Source organism: Ancylomarina euxina, assembly GCF_003863355.1.
Taxonomy (GTDB): domain Bacteria; phylum Bacteroidota; class Bacteroidia; order Bacteroidales; family Marinifilaceae; genus Ancylomarina; species Ancylomarina euxinus.
In genome coordinates, this window is sequence record NZ_QQWG01000001.1 from 343,485 (window position 1) to 360,583 (window position 17,099).

The 17,099-nt window shown below is 35.1% G+C and carries 15 protein-coding genes; 10 read left to right on the top strand and 5 right to left on the bottom strand.

Annotation, left to right across the window (positions count from 1 at the left end):
- Positions 1–17: 17 nt before the first annotated feature.
- Positions 18–1,550 carry an L-piperidine-6-carboxylate dehydrogenase gene (amaB, locus tag DWB61_RS01440; protein ID WP_125029114.1) on the bottom strand — a complete coding sequence of 511 codons (1,533 nt, stop codon included), beginning with the start codon at positions 1,548–1,550 and terminating at the stop codon, positions 18–20.
- 185 nt (positions 1,551–1,735) lie between these two features.
- Positions 1,736–4,159 (bottom strand): efflux RND transporter permease subunit, encoded by a 2,424-nt coding sequence (locus DWB61_RS01445; protein WP_125029115.1) that lies wholly within the window; start codon positions 4,157–4,159, stop codon positions 1,736–1,738.
- A gap of 451 nt (positions 4,160–4,610) precedes the next feature.
- Here DWB61_RS01445 and DWB61_RS01450 point away from each other — a divergent pair, with 451 nt between their 5' ends.
- A complete protein-coding gene (locus DWB61_RS01450) occupies positions 4,611–6,326 on the top strand; it encodes a Na/Pi cotransporter family protein (RefSeq protein ID WP_125029116.1) in 1,716 nt (571 codons plus the stop codon).
- A 135-nt stretch (positions 6,327–6,461) separates the two neighbouring features.
- Here DWB61_RS01450 and trpS read toward each other — a convergent pair whose 3' ends face one another.
- Positions 6,462–7,451 (bottom strand): tryptophan--tRNA ligase, encoded by a 990-nt coding sequence (gene trpS / locus DWB61_RS01455; protein WP_125029117.1) that lies wholly within the window; start codon positions 7,449–7,451, stop codon positions 6,462–6,464.
- Positions 7,452–7,658: 207 nt separating this feature from the next.
- On the opposite strand from trpS, the gene DWB61_RS01460 reads away from it, so the two are divergent.
- The 9 genes from DWB61_RS01460 (at position 7,659) to DWB61_RS01500 (ending at position 14,650) form a co-directional block, all read left to right on the top strand.
- On the top strand, positions 7,659–8,207 hold the full coding sequence (locus DWB61_RS01460) for a CvpA family protein (protein WP_125029118.1): 549 nt from the start codon (positions 7,659–7,661) through the stop codon (positions 8,205–8,207).
- 12 nt (positions 8,208–8,219) lie between these two features.
- Positions 8,220–9,266 carry a DUF3667 domain-containing protein gene (locus tag DWB61_RS01465; RefSeq protein ID WP_125029119.1) on the top strand — a complete coding sequence of 349 codons (1,047 nt, stop codon included), beginning with the start codon at positions 8,220–8,222 and terminating at the stop codon, positions 9,264–9,266.
- Between the two features lie 100 nt (positions 9,267–9,366).
- Positions 9,367–10,659 carry a tyrosine--tRNA ligase gene (tyrS, locus tag DWB61_RS01470; RefSeq protein WP_125029120.1) on the top strand — a complete coding sequence of 431 codons (1,293 nt, stop codon included), beginning with the start codon at positions 9,367–9,369 and terminating at the stop codon, positions 10,657–10,659.
- Between the two features lie 67 nt (positions 10,660–10,726).
- Positions 10,727–11,173: a DUF4625 domain-containing protein gene (locus DWB61_RS01475; RefSeq protein ID WP_125029121.1), complete on the top strand. Its 447-nt coding sequence runs from the start codon at positions 10,727–10,729 to the stop codon at positions 11,171–11,173.
- Positions 11,174–11,479: 306 nt separating this feature from the next.
- Positions 11,480–11,839: a hypothetical protein gene (locus DWB61_RS01480; protein ID WP_125029122.1), complete on the top strand. Its 360-nt coding sequence runs from the start codon at positions 11,480–11,482 to the stop codon at positions 11,837–11,839.
- Between the two features lie 39 nt (positions 11,840–11,878).
- Positions 11,879–12,175, top strand: coding sequence for a PadR family transcriptional regulator (locus tag DWB61_RS01485; RefSeq protein WP_225423341.1), 297 nt, complete (start codon positions 11,879–11,881; stop codon positions 12,173–12,175).
- A 98-nt stretch (positions 12,176–12,273) separates the two neighbouring features.
- The gene (locus DWB61_RS01490; protein WP_125029124.1) at positions 12,274–13,839 is read left to right on the top strand and encodes a PspC domain-containing protein; all 1,566 of its coding nucleotides are present in this window, start codon (positions 12,274–12,276) and stop codon (positions 13,837–13,839) included.
- 106 nt (positions 13,840–13,945) lie between these two features.
- Complete coding sequence (locus tag DWB61_RS01495) at positions 13,946–14,431, top strand: DUF4252 domain-containing protein (RefSeq protein WP_125029125.1); 486 nt, start codon at positions 13,946–13,948, stop codon at positions 14,429–14,431.
- A gap of 18 nt (positions 14,432–14,449) precedes the next feature.
- A complete protein-coding gene (locus DWB61_RS01500; RefSeq protein ID WP_125029126.1) occupies positions 14,450–14,650 on the top strand; it encodes a PspC domain-containing protein in 201 nt (66 codons plus the stop codon).
- A 98-nt stretch (positions 14,651–14,748) separates the two neighbouring features.
- Here the strand turns inward: DWB61_RS01500 and DWB61_RS01505 are convergent, their stop codons facing one another.
- Both DWB61_RS01505 and purD read right to left on the bottom strand, forming a co-directional pair.
- Positions 14,749–15,726 carry a hypothetical protein gene (locus tag DWB61_RS01505; protein ID WP_125029127.1) on the bottom strand — a complete coding sequence of 326 codons (978 nt, stop codon included), beginning with the start codon at positions 15,724–15,726 and terminating at the stop codon, positions 14,749–14,751.
- A 54-nt stretch (positions 15,727–15,780) separates the two neighbouring features.
- Positions 15,781–17,052 carry a phosphoribosylamine--glycine ligase gene (gene purD, locus DWB61_RS01510; RefSeq protein ID WP_125029128.1) on the bottom strand — a complete coding sequence of 424 codons (1,272 nt, stop codon included), beginning with the start codon at positions 17,050–17,052 and terminating at the stop codon, positions 15,781–15,783.
- Positions 17,053–17,099: the final 47 nt, after the last annotated feature.

Sequence of the window (17,099 nt, forward strand, 5' to 3'; positions counted from 1 at the left end):
AAATATATGACGTTCTCTTAAAGATCGAACTTGATACCTTGAGCTAAAGGTAAGTCTGTGCCATAGTTAATCGTATTGGTTTGTCGACGCATATATGTCTTCCAGGAATCAGAACCAGATTCACGTCCGCCACCAGTTTCTTTTTCACCACCAAAGGCGCCACCAATTTCAGCACCCGAGGTGCCAATATTTACGTTGGCAATTCCACAATCGCTACCCACAGTTGAAAGGAAAGTTTGCGCTTCTCTCATATTCATTGTAAAGATAGACGATGATAATCCTTGAGGAACATTATTATGCATATCAATAGCTTCATCAAGGGTTTTGTATTTCATGATGTATAGAACAGGAACGAACGATTCATCCTGAACAATTTGCCAATGGTTTTCAACCTCACAGAAAGTAGGTAACACATAGTTGCCTTCTAGAACTTTATCCCCAAAGACAATTTTACCACCCGCTTTTTTGACTTCTGCAATAGCCGTTTCATAAACTTCAACGGCATCTTTATCGATAACTGGACCAACCAGAGTATCCGGATTAAGTGGATTACCAATTTTTTTCTCAACTTGTGCATAAGCACTCAATAGACGATTCTTTACGTCATCGTAAATGTCTTCATGAATAATCAATCGACGCGTAGAAGTACATCTCTGTCCAGCCGTACCTACTGATCCGAATACAATACCTGGAATCGCTATATTTAAATCTGCTGTAGGAGCAACAATAATAGCGTTGTTTCCACCTAACTCAGCAATTGTTCTTCCCAAGCGAGCTCCAACTTTTTCAGCAACACGTTTTCCAATAGCTGTAGATCCTGTAACCGAGATAAGAGGTACACGCTTGTCTTCGATAAAATTATCCCCCATTACTGATGATTTTGCAACGACAAGGTTGAAAACACCTTCAGGAACATCGTTATCTTTTAATACTTTTTGGATAATATTCTGACAAGCCAGTGCACATAAAGGAACTTTTGAACTTGGTTTCCAAATCACGACATCACCACAAACAGCCGCAATCATCGCATTCCATGCCCAAACAGCTACGGGGAAATTAAAGGCGGAAATGACACCGACTACACCAAGTGGATGGTATTGGTCCATCATCTTATGATCTGGACGTTCGGAATGCATGGTGAAACCATAAAGCTGACGGGAAAGACCGACAGCAAAATCACAAATATCAATCATCTCTTGAACTTCGCCTAAACCTTCCTGGTAGATTTTACCCATTTCGAAACTGACTAATTTTCCCAGATCTTCTTTATTTTCTCGGAGGGCATTCCCAATTTGTCTTACAACTTCCCCTCTGGCAGGAGCTGGAATTTTACGCCAGATTTTAAAAGCATCTTGTGCTGTATTTAATACTGTTTCGTAATCGTTGATATCGGCATTAATAACTTTGGCTATCTCTGAATTATCAATTGGAGAATAAGAACTTGTTGTATTCCCTTTACAATCGAACCACTGAGTTCCTGTTGTTACGCCAGAATTGATTTCTGAGATGCCTAAACGTTTTAGACTTTCTTTTATTCCAAAATCTGTCATGATATTTTTGAGTTTTTTGGTTTCAAAATATTATCCTTATTTAATCTGTTTAAATTAAGAAAGATTTTAAATAAGGAGTATGATATTTGTCATGTGCTTGATTTATCATGATTTGACCAACTCTGGAAAATAAAAAACCCGATAGTATTAGTTATCGGGTTTCTCTTATTAATTATGAATTAAGCTTATTCGACTGTCAGCTTTTCATCTTCATTTTTCTGTATAGGTGTCGCAATTTTTAAGGCATTCAAATCAATATCTTCCTCTTCATTGTAAATTTGAAGTAGTGGTTCTTTAAATGACTTATTCGTAATTAATCGTTCAAGAGTCAGTAATAATGAAGGTAGAAGAATAAGATTCGATAACATGGCTGAAAGTAGTGTAACCGAAACCAAAACACCTAATGAAACAGTTCCTCCAAATTCAGATAAAGAGAAAATTCCAAAACCGAAGAAAAGAATAATAGACGTGTACATCATACTCTGTCCTGTTTCGCGAAGAGCCAATACGACTGATGAGCGAATACTCCAGTTGGTGAGTTTCAGTTCTTGCCTGTATTTGGCCAGATAGTGAATCGTATCGTCTACTGAAATTCCGAAGGCAATACTAAATACCAATATCGTTGACGCCTTAATCGGAATGCCAAAATACCCCATTAAGGCAGCGGTTATGATTAAAGGAATTAAGTTTGGGATTAGAGCCACAAGCACCATTCTTTTAGAAGAGAACATCCAAGCCATAAAAGTGGCGATAAGGAGAATAGCTAAAGCCAAACTTAAAAAAAGGTTTTTAATTAGGTATTGAGTTCCTTTAAAAAAGACAATACTTGAACCTGTTACAGTTACCTTATAGTTATCTTTAGGGAAAATTGCATTAACATGACCTAGAACGATTTGCTCCATTTCTTCCATTCGGGTCGTTCCAATATCCTTAATTCTGAAACTCATTCGAGTTTGTGTTTGAGTCGAATCCATAAAGGAATCAAAGATGCTCACTTCTCCTTTTACTTCAGCTTTTGAGAGGTAGGATAGAAGAATGTTTTTGATATTATCACTTGGCATCTTGTAGTATTTCTCTTTGCCATTATAATAGGCTTGGTGGGCAAATTTAGCTCCTTCAACCAAGGATAATGAGGCAGAAACATCAGGATATTGTTTGAGCGAATCGTTTAACTTTTCGATACGTTTGAGGGTCGATAATTTTAGGGCTCCACCTTTCTTATTGGTCTCAACCACAATCTCAAGTGGCATAATCCCGTCAAGATTTTCTTCGAAGAATTTTAAGTCCTGGTAAATGACATTGTGATGTGGAAGATCGTCTACCATATACCCCGTACTCTTAATTTTACTGATTCCGATGGCACCAATAATCAATAGAGAGGCCGTAATTAGATAAACAGCTTTTCGATTATTTAAGACGATTTTTTCGAGGGCTTTGACAAATTTGTTAACAAATTTATTTTCGAGATGTTGGGTCGCTTTATTAGTAGGAGGAGCTATAAAACTGAAAATAATTGGAATCAAAACCAGTGATAAAAAGAAAACCACCATAATATTTAATGCTGCAACCACACCAAACTCCTTAAGAATTTGACTTGATGTAATAATAAAAGTCGCAAATCCTGATGCCGTTGTTAAGTTGGTTAAGAATGTTGCATTACCAATTTTTGATACGACACGTTGCAGGGCTTTAATTTTATTACGGTGTAGAATGTACTCGCCGTGGTATTTATTGATGAGGAATACCGAATTGGGTATTCCAATAACCACCAAAAGGGGGGGCAACATGGCTGTCAATAGAGTAATCTTGTAGTCGAAAAGCACCATGGAACCTACGGCCCATATAACACTTAAGCCTACGACCAGCATGCAAAAGAAAACGACTTTAAACGAGCGGAAAAACATGAAGAGAATAATAGCCGTAACCAATAAAGACAAGAGAATAAACATATTCATCTCTTTTTTTATCATCTGAGCCATTTCCACCCTAATGTATGGCAAACCAGAGTAGTGCATTTTAAGCTTGTGTTTCTGCACAAAATCTTCAGATGCCTTGTGTACTTGCTTAACCATAGGCTCTCTGGCCTTCGAATTCATAACTCTCCCATTAACTGTAATTGCCATTAAATAGGTGTGAGTATCGTTGTTGACCAAACTGCCTTTGTAAAAGGGCAAAGACTCTGCTATAGCTGCTATACTATCTAGTTCTTTTTGCGAGTTTAATTTTTCAGGAAAAATAGACTTAAATTCAAATCTCTTCTTGTCCTTATTCTTGGTAATATTATAGGTGTGTGCAATGGATACAACGGCATCAATTCCATCTAATTTCTTTAGATCATTGCCCAGAGCAATCCAATCGTTAATTTTATCTAATTCATAGAAGTTAGTATCTTGAATGGCAAAGAACATGACGTTCCCTTCTTGTCCGAAAGTGGTATGGAAGTTTTCGTAATCAACGGATGCTGAATCGTCGGAAGGTAATAGTGCTGCATGCTGATACGACATTTCTACAAATTGAGCTTTATAGCCCATAAAGACCGTCATTAGTCCAATAAGTACTAATAATAATATCCTATTTCTTAGGATAACTCCCGCAATTCTATTCCACATATCTAAAACCTATCTTTGAATCTTACTCTAAATGATGTTTGTGTTTGTTTATGTGGCTGGTTATTAGTTCAATATTAGCCATGTTGAAAGAGCAAACACTTGAAAGGCGAAATTACGACTTAATATCTTTATTTCAAAAGCTAATCCAGCTTATCGACTAATAGCTAAATTTCTTACTTCTAAGTGTCAATGATATACATTTTAAGGAACAATATTCTGCATTAAATCTACGAAAGTTGTTGATATTTATTTGCTTAGATTGGTAGTTGATGTTTCAGAAAACTCACAAGGTTAGTTTTTAAAATTAGCAGAGTTTCAAGCCAAGGTTAAGTTAATGTTAACATTTAAGTTTTTTGCCTTTTAAAATTAGTTTGTCTATAAATATCCTATATTTTTGCCAGCCTGAAAAACAGAACTAATCAATTGAAAAACAAATAAATTTAGACTAATTATGGATTACGGTTTAGGTGATTTCCTGACACTCATAGGATCCTTAGGATTATTCCTTTATGGAATGAAACTAATGAGTGAGGCTTTACAAAAAGTAGCTGGAGATAAAATGAGAACGATTTTGTCAGCAATGACTTCGAATCGTGTTAAGGGCGTTATGACTGGTGTATTAATTACGGCACTTATTCAGTCTTCATCAGCTACTACTGTAATGGTAGTAAGTTTTGTAAATGCAGGTTTACTTTCATTAGTGGAGTCAGTCGGTGTAATTATGGGTGCTAATATTGGTACTACTGTTACAGCTTGGTTAATTTCTCTACTTGGATTTAAAGTTAGTATGAGTGCTATCTCTTTGCCTTTAATTGGTTTAAGTTTACCTCTATTATTCTCAGGTAATCGTTCAAGAAAAAATTGGGGTGAATTGGTAATTGGTTTTGCCTTATTATTCATCGGTCTTCAGTTTTTGAAGGAATCTATGCCTGATATTAAGAACAACCCAGCAATCTTAAATTTCCTGGCCTCTTATACCGATTTAGGTTTTGGATCTTACCTTTTATTTGCTGGAATTGGAACACTACTAACCATTTTGATTCAATCTTCATCGGCAACTATGGCTCTTACCCTTGTGATGTGTAATAGTGGCTGGATAAGTTTTGATATGGCTGCTGCCATGGTATTAGGAGAGAATATTGGAACAACAATTACTGCTAACCTTGCGGCAATGGTTGCAAATACCTCTGCCAAACGTGCAGCTCGTGCTCACTTAATATTCAATACTTTTGGTGTACTTTGGATGTTAATGATTCTACCATACTTCCTTGAGGGTATTGCAGCGCTTAATATGTGGCTTGGGGGAGGAAATCCTTTAGAAACTGACCCAGCTCTTGCTGCAGTTACTATTGCAGCAGTTCCAGTATCTTTATCATTGTTCCACACTATTTTCAATGTGTTGAACGTTCTGATCATGATTTGGTTTACTAAATTGATCGTGAAGATTGTGATAAAATTAGTTCCTTCAAACGAAAGTGAAGATGAAGTATTCAAATTGAAGCATATCACTACAGGTATGTTATCCACTCCTGAAGCGTCATTATTTCAAGCTAAGAAGGAAATTAGCCTTTATGCTAAACATACAAAGATGATGTTTGGCTATGTGAAAGATGCTTTCAATGAAACCAATGAGAAAAGCTTTTTGAAATTGTATGAAAAAGTGGATAAGTTGGAAGATGAAAGTGATGATATGGAGCTTGAGATTGCAAATTACCTAACGACTGTTTCGGAAACACGTTTGAGTCCTAATAGTTCGAAGCGTGTTCGTGCATTTCTAAAAATGGTTGACGATATTGAAAGCATTGGTGACTCGATGTGGAATATAACGAAAGCTTTGCATCGTAAAAGAGAGCAAAAAGCATGGTTTCCTCAAGAGGTGCGCGATAATTTGAATAAAATGTTTGAATTGGTTGACGAGGCTTTAATTGTGATGTTCAACAATACCGAGAAAAATTTCGAGGAAGTGGTCACTAAGAAAGCTTATGAGATTGAAAAAGAAATAGACGAGTTTCGTACAATTCTTAAACAACAACATTTAAGTGATGTTAAGGCAAAGAAATACGAATATAAAGCAGGTATTATTTACAATGATATCTTCTCAGAGTGTGAGAAGATTGGCGACTACTGTATCAATATCTCTCAGTCTATTCATGAGATTAAAGATTAATTGAGAATCTAAATATGAAAAACCTCTGATGCCTATGGTATCAGAGGTTTTTTGTTTTAGGCCTTCCTTCAATTAAAGGCAAAAAGAAAGTGCTATCCGATGGACAGCACTTTAAAATTATATTTTAGAATCAATTTAGAATTTTCTGAAACCCATTAATCTTCTAACTGCTTCTAGTGTTTTGGCAGCACTCTCGCGAGCTTGTTCTGCACCAAGTCTAGTAACTCTTCTTAGGTACTCATCATCTTTAGAAATCTCAAGGAACTTCTCACGAATAGGTGCGTTAAAGTTGATGATATCTTCAGCCAATTGCTTTTTCAAATCGCCATAGCGAATTTCACAATTGTTGTATTTATCGTTAAAGAAATCATAAGTATCTTTAGTTGATACCACATCCATCAAAGTAAATAGGTTCTGAATCGCTTCTGGTTTTTCCTGGTTCATTTCAGTTGGACCACTGTCCGAAACAGCTTTCATTACTTTTTTGCGAATATCTTTAGGATTTTCAATCAAACCAATTGCATTACCTTCTGATTTACCCATTTTTCCTGAACCATCAAGTCCAGGAATTTTAATAAATTCTCCAGTAAATGAATAAGGTTGTGGAATAGGGAATAATTCTTCACCGTAAGTGTTATTAAATCTCTTAGCGAATTTACGAGCCATTTCAAGATTCTGTTCTTGATCTTTTCCAACAGGAACTTGTTTTGCTCTGTGAATTAGAATATCAGCAGCCATCAAAACAGGATAAGTCAACAAGCCAGCATTTACATTTTCAGGATGCTTACGAGCTTTGTCTTTAAACGATGTTGTCCGCTCCAATTCACCAAGGTAAGCATTCATATTCATCAAAAGGTACAATTCTGTAATCTCAGGCACATCGCTTTGAACATAGATACAAGCCTTTTCAGGATCGATACCGCAAGCTAAATATTCGGCCAATACGTTTCTTACATTATTGTGAAGATCGGCAGGGTTCGGATGAGTAGTCAGGGAATGCCAGTCTGCAATAAAGAAGAAGCAATTGTTATCATTCTGCATTTGCACAAAGTTCTTTATGGCACCGAAATAGTTCCCCAGGTGCAAATTACCTGTTGATCGGATTCCACTTACTACTGTATTCATATTAATATTAAGTTAATAGCTCTTCTAAGAGCTGTGAAAATTAATTAATCACGCAAAATTATGAAACCTTAGTCACAAAAAGAAATTTTAAAAATATTTCATTTCTCTATTTTTTCTGAGAGTTAAAAGTCTGTTCATTATGTCTGCTTTTTCTATATATTTGATCTGTTTAAAAGATCAAAAGTATTTATTCTCAAACTCACATCAATGAATGTACTCGATATTATTATTGGTATCCCTTTGATTTATGCCATCTATAAAGGATTCACAAAAGGTTTTATATATGAAGTCGCAACTCTAGTGGCTCTTATTTTTGGTGTTTATGGAGCCATTCATTTTTCTGATTTTACTGCTGAAGTCATTCAAGATACCTTTAAATATGAATCTCAATACATGGAGTATATTTCATTTATTGTGACTTTCATTGTTATTGTAATTGGAATCAACCTGATAGGAAGGGTGATGGATAAAGTGGTTGATGCCGTTGCCTTAGGTTTTGTAAATCGACTTTTAGGTTTGGCTTTTGGTTTATTGAAAGGAATTTTGATCTTAAGTATTGTTATTCATCTGATCAATTATGTGAATGATAGGTTTAATTTTATTTCTGAGGAAAAGAAAAAAGAAAGCCTTTTGTATGAACCCATGACAACTATATCTGACTCGATTTTTGATTTCTTCGATTCAGATTTCTCATCTACAAAAGAAAAAATTGAGGATAAAATTAAGAAGGGGACAGATAGTTTGAAAAATATCTAAATAGAATTCTCAATGCAAACCAACCTTATAAAAATTCAAGGAGCCAAGATTAAAAAGTATATTAAAAAACTTCCTGTTCGAAAAAAGTTTCACTTTACTGGCCTTTGTAGTAATTGCGATCATCCCGTAGATGGTAAATTTTGCACCAATTGTGGCCAATCAGCTAAAGATTTTCACCGACCATTTTTTAGTGTTGTTTCTGAGTCCTTAGGCGATGCATTATCTTTGGACAATAAATTCTTTCATACTATAGTTCCCCTCTTTGCCAGGCCAGGATACCTCACTAAGGAATTTATGAGAGGGCGAAGAGCTCGCTATACACCGCCATTTCGCTTGTATCTGTTTCTAACATTTTTTGCCTTTTTATTACTTTCTCACAATCACAAACCAGAAACCGATTCTGAAAAAAACTTGACTTTCCAAAACAGTAAAGGTGAAAATGTAGAGGTTTTATCCTTATTTGAAGATATGATAGATCAGGATAAATCAAAAGCAGATAGTTTGGTTGGTAAATCTGGTTTTAAAAATGAATTTATTCGTATTGATCCAGGTTTAGAGCCGAAATTGAAATCAGATACAATTTCACCTCCAATAGATATTAGCGGAGGCCATGAATTATTAAGTCAAAATAAAGCTATAAAAAAGATACTTGACATGTGGCGTTTGAATCCCGCTCTATTGATTGATAATGCTTTTAAGAAATTGTCTCAAACCTTATTGTTGGTTTTGCCGATCTTTGCCTTGTTTTTAGCCTTGTTTTATATCCGTCGCAAATATTACTTGTTAGAGCATTTACTGATATCTTTAAACTTTCACTCTTTTATTTTTGTGGTCGTTATTGTGAGTGAATTACTCATTATGACAGAGATTAAAGCGATTTACACCTTGGGTTTTTACCTCTATTTACTAATCCCGTTACAGCTGTTTTTAACTTTGAAGTTTTATTATAAACAATCCTGGTTTAAAACATTTATAAAATTTTTAATGCTATCCTTTTTTTATAATATTTTACTTGTCACAGGAATTTTCTATAGTTTGATTTCCTTGGCAGTTGAATAGGTGGATGATATAAGGATACAATGGTAAAATTCTTATCTTTGTCATCCGAAAATAATTATTGAATAATAGAAACCCAGAGGGGTCATAAAATACGATAAAGATGAGTTTTATAGAAGAATTACAGTGGCGTGGCATGATTCACGATATGATGCCGGGTATAGAAGAACAATTGGAGAAAGAATTGACATCGGCATACGTGGGAATCGATCCTACTGCTGATTCTTTACATATCGGACACCTGGTAGGGGTGATGATGTTGAAGCATTTTCAAGTAGCAGGCCATAAGCCTATTGTTTTGGTTGGTGGTGCAACAGGAATGATTGGTGATCCTTCTGGAAAATCACAAGAAAGAAACTTACTTGATGAGGAGACATTGCGTCATAATCAGGAATGTTTAAGAAAGCAACTAGCAGGTTTCTTGGATTTCGATTCAGTTGCTGATAATGCTGCTGAGATGGTGAATAATTACGATTGGATGAAGGACTTTTCATTCTTAGATTTCATTCGTGATATCGGAAAGCATATTCCTGTGAATTATATGATGAGCAAGGATTCTGTGAAGAAGCGTTTAAGTGCCGATTCAAAAGCAGGGATGTCTTTTACTGAGTTTACCTATCAGTTGGTTCAAGGAACCGATTTCCTGGAATTATATAAATCAAAGAATTGTAAGCTTCAGATGGGTGGTTCAGATCAGTGGGGTAATATTACGACTGGAACTGAATTAATTCGTCGTAAAGAAGGTGGCCAAGCTTGGGCAATTACTTGTCCGTTGATTACAAAAGCCGATGGTGGTAAATTTGGAAAAACAGAATCAGGAAATATTTGGCTTGATCCAAAGTATACATCTCCATATAAATTTTACCAGTTTTGGTTAAATACAACCGATGCTGATGCAGAGAAATATATTAAGATTTTCACCCTTATTTCACGCGAAGAAGTAGCTGCTTTAGTTGAAGAGCACAAAGAGGCGCCACATATGCGTAAATTGCAACAACGTTTAGCTAAAGAGGTGACAGTTATGATTCACTCTGAAGAGGATTACAATATGGCTGTTGAAGCATCTCAAATTCTTTTTGGACGTGCTACAGCTGATGCTCTGCGTAAGCTTGATGAAGATACTTTTCTTTCAGTGTTTGAAGGTGTGCCTCAATTCAATGTTGATAAATCAGAATTTGAAAATGGTATTGATGTGGTAGAATTGTTAGCTGTTAAGGCTGAGGTTTTCCCATCAAAAGGGGAATTAAGACGTCTGTTTAAGGGAAATGCAATCAGTCTAAATAAGGAAAAAGAGCCTAATGCAGAATTGATCGTGACTAAAGAACACCTCATTGCTGATAAATATTTATTAGTGCAGAAAGGAAAAAAGAATTATTTCTTGATTGTAGCTTGTTAATATGACACATATGATGTAATTTTATGTTTCCCTAAATATTAATTAACTGACTTAATAAATATTAATTATGAAGATTTTAAACTATACCCTAATCCTGATTTTCGCTTTAGGTTTGTTAAGCTGCGGTGGAGGCGGAGGTGGTTCTGATGAAACAGCTCCAACGGTTAATTTCACAAGCCCAAGCACCAATCCTGACAGTCCGACTACGATTACAGCTGGTCAAACTCTTACTTTTAGTGGTACTGTAAGTGATAATAAAAAGCTGGAATCAATTACATTTACAAATCTAGGAGAGAAAGCAAAGTCGGTTAATGACTTTATTGTAGATTTCAATGAAAAACTAAATAGTAAGAAACCTTCTTCGGGATCTGTTTTAGATAAGTCAGAATCTGCTGTTAATTTCACAATTGAAACTTTGGCGGGTGCTCCAGCTAATGAGTATACAATGACGTGTACTGTAATTGACAATTCAGATAATCCAACAACAAAGACATTTTATATCAAAGTTGAGTAAATTTTGATATAATATAGAATTGAAGACCTGAGCATTGCTTAGGTCTTTTTTTATGCTCAAATCTGATCTAACTGAAGCTTTTTTGAATTTGTTTTTTCTAAATTCATCATCAAATTAGGACTTTAAGACCATCTTTTTATTTTTTTTCAAAAAAAATGGGCTTCTAAAATTCAATTAAAATAGGGCTTTCAGGTTGGTGTTGTATTTGTAAATGGTACTATGTATTGCATATTACTATTTTTAATACGTATATTTGTATAACAAGCAAGTGTGTTTGGAATGGTATTGTATTAAAATGTATCTGAAATGAAAAGGGAAATTAATAGAATCATGATTATTTGCATGCTGATCGGATTCTGTATTAGTCCAACAATTTTGAAATCACAATTGATTCAAGCTAATAATTCAATTTCCATTTTATTGGAGTCATCAACGCAATACACATATAGCAAATGGTTTAGTTTAGAATATTTTTTCAAAACTGATTGGTCATCAGATGAGAATGAAATATCTAAAGGAGACAGTTTGAAAAACAAACTTGAGATTAAATTTAATAGGAAGGGTACAAAAGACTCTCTTATCCCAGAATTGAATCGAAGGCCAGTCCTGAAAATTAAAAAGAATAATTTTAGAAATAAGCCAATAATAATTCAAACAAGAATTTAAAACATATTCCAAATGAAGATAGAAAATACGAAAGCCCAGATGCGAAAAGGAGTATTGGAATATTGTATTCTTTCCATAGTCTCTAAGAATGACGCTTACGCTTCAGATATTATTAAGAAGCTTAAAGAAGCGAAAATGATAGTTGTGGAAGGAACGCTATATCCTTTACTAACTCGCCTTAAAAATGACGGATTACTCAGCTATCGCTGGGAAGAATCGACTCAAGGACCACCTCGTAAGTACTATGGGATTACTGATACAGGCCGTGTCTTTCTTGAAGAATTAGATAGTTCATGGCAAGAACTTGTAGATGCTGTTACTACCATTCAAGCTTAAGCATCAAACTAAAAAAAGAGTATTTGAAATTATTTGTTATACCTATAGAAGTCTAAGAGTTTATTTCTAAAAGGTATTTAAATATTAAAATAAAAAAGATGAAAAAGACATTCACAATAAACATAAGTGGTAGTATCTTTCATATAGACGAAGATGCTTACGAAAAACTCCAGGTTTATCTACGCAGCATTAATGCTCATTATGGTGCGAGTGAAGAGGGGCGTGAAATCGTTGCAGATATTGAGTCACGTATCTCTGAAATTTTCAATGAGAAATTGAGCTCAAAGGATCAGGTTGTAACTGAGCTAATGATCGATGAGGTGATCTCAATTATGGGGAAACCCGAGGAAATTTTTGAGACAGATAACGAGGAAGAAGAAGTTGTTGGAGCTAAAAAATCTTATCGTAAAAGAAGACTGTTTCGTGATCCTGATCATCGCGTATTTGGTGGTGTTGCAAGTGGTATTTCGGCCTATTTTGGTATCGATGTAGTTGTCATTCGCTTAATATTTGTGTTGCTATTGTTCTTTGGTGCAGGCGCTTCATTTATCCTTTATATTATTCTTTGGATAGTTGTGCCTAAGGCTAATACAACGGCTCAAAAGCTTGAGATGAAAGGTGAAAGGGTGAATATATCCAATATTGAGAAATCGATAAAAGATGAATATCAGGAAGTGAAAGAGAACTTTGATAATATGCGTGCAAAAAGAGGTCCTCAAGTTAGAGACGGTTTCGATAAAGGTGTTGATTTTGCTGGTTCAGCTCTACGTCTTTTCTTGAAAGTTGTGCTCATCATATTAGGCTTAGGATTAATTATCGCAGGTATTATCTCACTTCTTACATTCTTAGGATCTCTTATTTTCACAACAACAGTTGTTGGACCATTTGCAGGGATGCATTTTCCGGGAGCCTTTATGCCTGATATGTTCTTTACAGGTATGGGAATCAAATTGTTTTCTCTTGGTTTGATGCTTGTTATAGGGATTCCTTTAATACTACTCATTTTTGTAGGAATTAAATTACTAGTCAAATTTAAAACAAATAATAAGGCGATTGGTCTTTCTGCTTTAGCTCTGTGGTTGGGAGGTATTATTCTGATGATTTCGGTAGGTCTTACTCAGGCGAAATCATACTTAAGCAGTGGTACAACTTATGCAGATACTGAAGTGCTTGACAACTTTGATGGTAATACCCTTTATTTAAGATCAGAGAAGAATATTGATTTCAACTGGCACGATGCCAATGTCGATTTAGATGGTGTAAAAATCATTGTAAAGGATAACGAAAAACTTGTTTTGGGTGAACCTACACTTGATATTGAAAAAAGTAATTCTGGTAATTTCGAGATTATCATGAAGAAAAATTCAAGGGGGCGAACTCACGATGATGCAGTCGAAAATGCTGAAGAAATTAAATACTCATGGAAACAGGTTGATTCGTTATTAATTCTTGACGAGTATTTCACCTTGCCAGTTGGCGATAAGTGGAGAAATCAGAAGTTGCATATCGTCTTAAAAGTTCCAGAAGGTAAGGCTGTGTTTATTGATGAAGAAGTTGATGATATTTTGGATGATGTAAAAAACGTAACGAATACCTACGACCGAGATATGGGAGGGAAGAGATGGATCATGAAAAAAGAAGGCTTGACATTATCTCGTGATTAAGTTCATGACTTTATATATATTAATCTAGTTGATGACAAAGCATGAGTTCGTTTTGGTCAAATGGGGCTGATGTTTGTAATTGATTAATACTTTAAAATTTAAACAGATGAAACAATTAGTAATTATATTAATGGTCATCCTTTTTCCAGTGCTTGTTCAAGCACAAACAAAGGGAGAAAAAATCCATGAGAAATATTCAAAGCTAGATGAGTTCAGCAGTTTTGGTTTCTCAGGAGATTTCCTGAAAAATCTGGATTTTGATGTGGATGAAGATGAGGTAGAAAAGAATATTACGGGTGATTGTGATGGTATTAAGCTATTAAGTTATAAGCATGAGGATGGAAGAGGAACTAAATTCAAAAAGCATGTTATTTCTGAATTGACATCGGGTAAATACAAACAAGTTTTAAAGGATGTTGAGGAGGATGATGATTCTGATGAAGTCTACTTTTTTGCCTTGGGTAACAAGAAACGTTTTAGTGAATTCCACCTTTTACATTGTAATGGAACCCGTACTTCATTAGTTTCATTCTTTGGTGATTTTCATACAGATGAATTGAAATCACTTTCGCGTTATAAGTTCGATAAGTAAATCTTTAAAATTGAAGATATGCAACGTTTATTTAAATCAAGCGATAAAAAAGTAGCCGGGGTGTGTGGAGGCTTGTCGCACTATATAAACCCTGAGCTCGATCCTGTGATTGTTAGAGTTATTTTTCTGATGTTGTGCTTATTCAATCCATTTTTGTTGATTGGCTATTTAATACTGGCATTAATACTGCCAGATAATCCTGTAAGGCTTGTCGATTGAGATAGACGAAAGACTCATGCCTCCTGAGTTTGGTCTTTTTCAAAGGAGGATATATTGAGTTTAGAGCAAGCAATTTATATTGTTTGCTCTATTTTAAATTATCTCATTATGGTTAATATGATGCAGCCTGCGACAAGTATAGCGAATAGAATTTCAGAGATCTTAGTATTACGATTCATGACAAAAAAGTAGCTGAAAATATATGAAAGTGGAACTGCAGCGATAAGAGTTTGAGCTAATATAGAAGAAGGAAAAAGAATACAAGAAGCAACACTCGTAATGAATAGTGCAACAATAATGATGAGGTATTTTCGAGAACGAACTCGTTTTTCTTCAAATCCCCATATGGTAAAGAAAATAGAAATCAGACTTAATAAAGTTAGAAATCCCCAGAATAGAATTTGAGTGATTGAGAAGCTTTCTAAATGCTCATGACTAGAAAAAATCATTTTAGAATGCTCTAGAAAATCCTCTAAATTTCCTTGCCAAAAATACCAACAACAGATAAAAAACAGGGGTGTAATAAAACCCAGTAAACCTCCTAGGAATTCTCTTAAACGGAAAGAACCAAGTATAATTAATGACCAAACAAACCAGATAAAGGCGAGGCTGGTTGGTAGATAAAACAAGCTTGCCAAACCAATGAGCAAGCCGACATCAAATGAAGATGCGATACTCTGGCTACCATGATAAATTTTAAAGACTCGATTAAGTGAAAGAAGTAAAAATAGAGCACTTATTAGGGCAGGGTGAAGTCCATTAGCCAATGTTGCACATGAAGCAAGTAGTATGAACAAAGCAGAGGGCAGATCGGTGCGTTGTTTAATAAATATAAACTGCTCATTGAGTTGGATAAGGCTATAGGATATTATTAGAATAAGCAAGTACCCGAATATGTTAAGATATAAAGGATTACAATTGAGTATGCAAAGTATGGACTGATAAAGTGGCATTTGCGAGGAATATTCTGCTAGTAAAACAGGATTCTGAAATGCATTTAGCCACAATAATAAAGCGATTATAGGAATAAGAATGAAATAAATAGGTGAGCGTCTTCTTAAAACTTTTAACAGCATTATTGTAATTTTTAATATTTAACTTCTTTGCAAACTCAATTGTAAGCCATTCGACTATTGTAAATCGAAACCAATATCTTTTCTGTAATATTTCCCTTCAAATTGGATCTTCTCAGCATTTAGAAATGATTTCTTAAGAGCATCAGTCAGATTATCTCCGTAAGAACTCAATGCAATAACACGTCCTCCATTGGTAACAACGGCATTGTTATCATTTGTTGTTCCTGCGTGGAAAACTAGACTATCAGAAACCTGATCAAGTCCACTGATAGCTTTACCTTTTTTGTAAGCTTCAGGATAACCACCAGAAACAAGCATAACAGTTGTTACTGTTCTTTCATCTAATTCCAATTCAAATTGATCAAGTTTTTTGTCTGCAACAGCTGTCATTAAATCAAGGAAATCTGATTTAATACGAGGTAAAACAACCTCAGTTTCAGGATCACCCATTCTCACATTGTACTCTATAACGAAAGGATCGTTTTCAACTTTCATCAGACCAATAAAGACGAAACCTACAAATGGTGTCTTGTCTTTTTGGAAACCATCAATGGTTGGTTTGATAACGCGTTTCTCAACCTTCTTCATGAACTCTTCATTGGCAAAATGAACAGGGGAAATTGCTCCCATACCACCCGTATTTAATCCAGTGTCGCCTTCACCAATTCTTTTGTAATCCTTTGCCTCAGCAAGAACTTTATAATTCTTTCCATCTGTCAAAACAAAAACAGAAAGTTCTATTCCCGATAAAAACTCTTCGATAACAACAGTCGCACTGGCTGAGCCAAACATGCCACCAATCATTTCTTTAAGTGAATTTTTGGCTTCTTCAATATTATCGATAATCAAAACACCTTTCCCAGCAGCCAATCCATCCGCTTTTAACACGTAAGGAGCTTTTAAGCTATCGAGAAATTGGTAGCCTTCTTCTAGGTTTTTAGATGTAATACTTCTGTATTGAGAAGTTGGAATCTTATGTCGAGCCATGAATGCTTTTGCAAAATCCTTACTGCCTTCCATTTGTGCTGCAGCTTTTTCAGGGCCGATAATAGCAATTTGCTTTAGCTTTTCATCAGCTAAGAAAAAGTCATGAATCCCATTTACCAAAGGATCTTCAGGACCAACAATAACCATATCGATTGCTTTATCAAGAACAAAAGTTTTCACCTTTTCAAAATCGTTGGGATTGATGTTGACATTTTCAGCAATCTCTCCAGTTCCAGCATTTCCTGGAGCAACATATAGTTTTTCTAGCTTATTGCTTTGAGTGAGTTTCCATGCAAAAGCATGTTCTCTTCCTCCTGATCCTAATACAAGTACTTTCATGTGCAAAATTTTGACTTCCCAGCTATTAACTGGTGGCGTTTCAATGA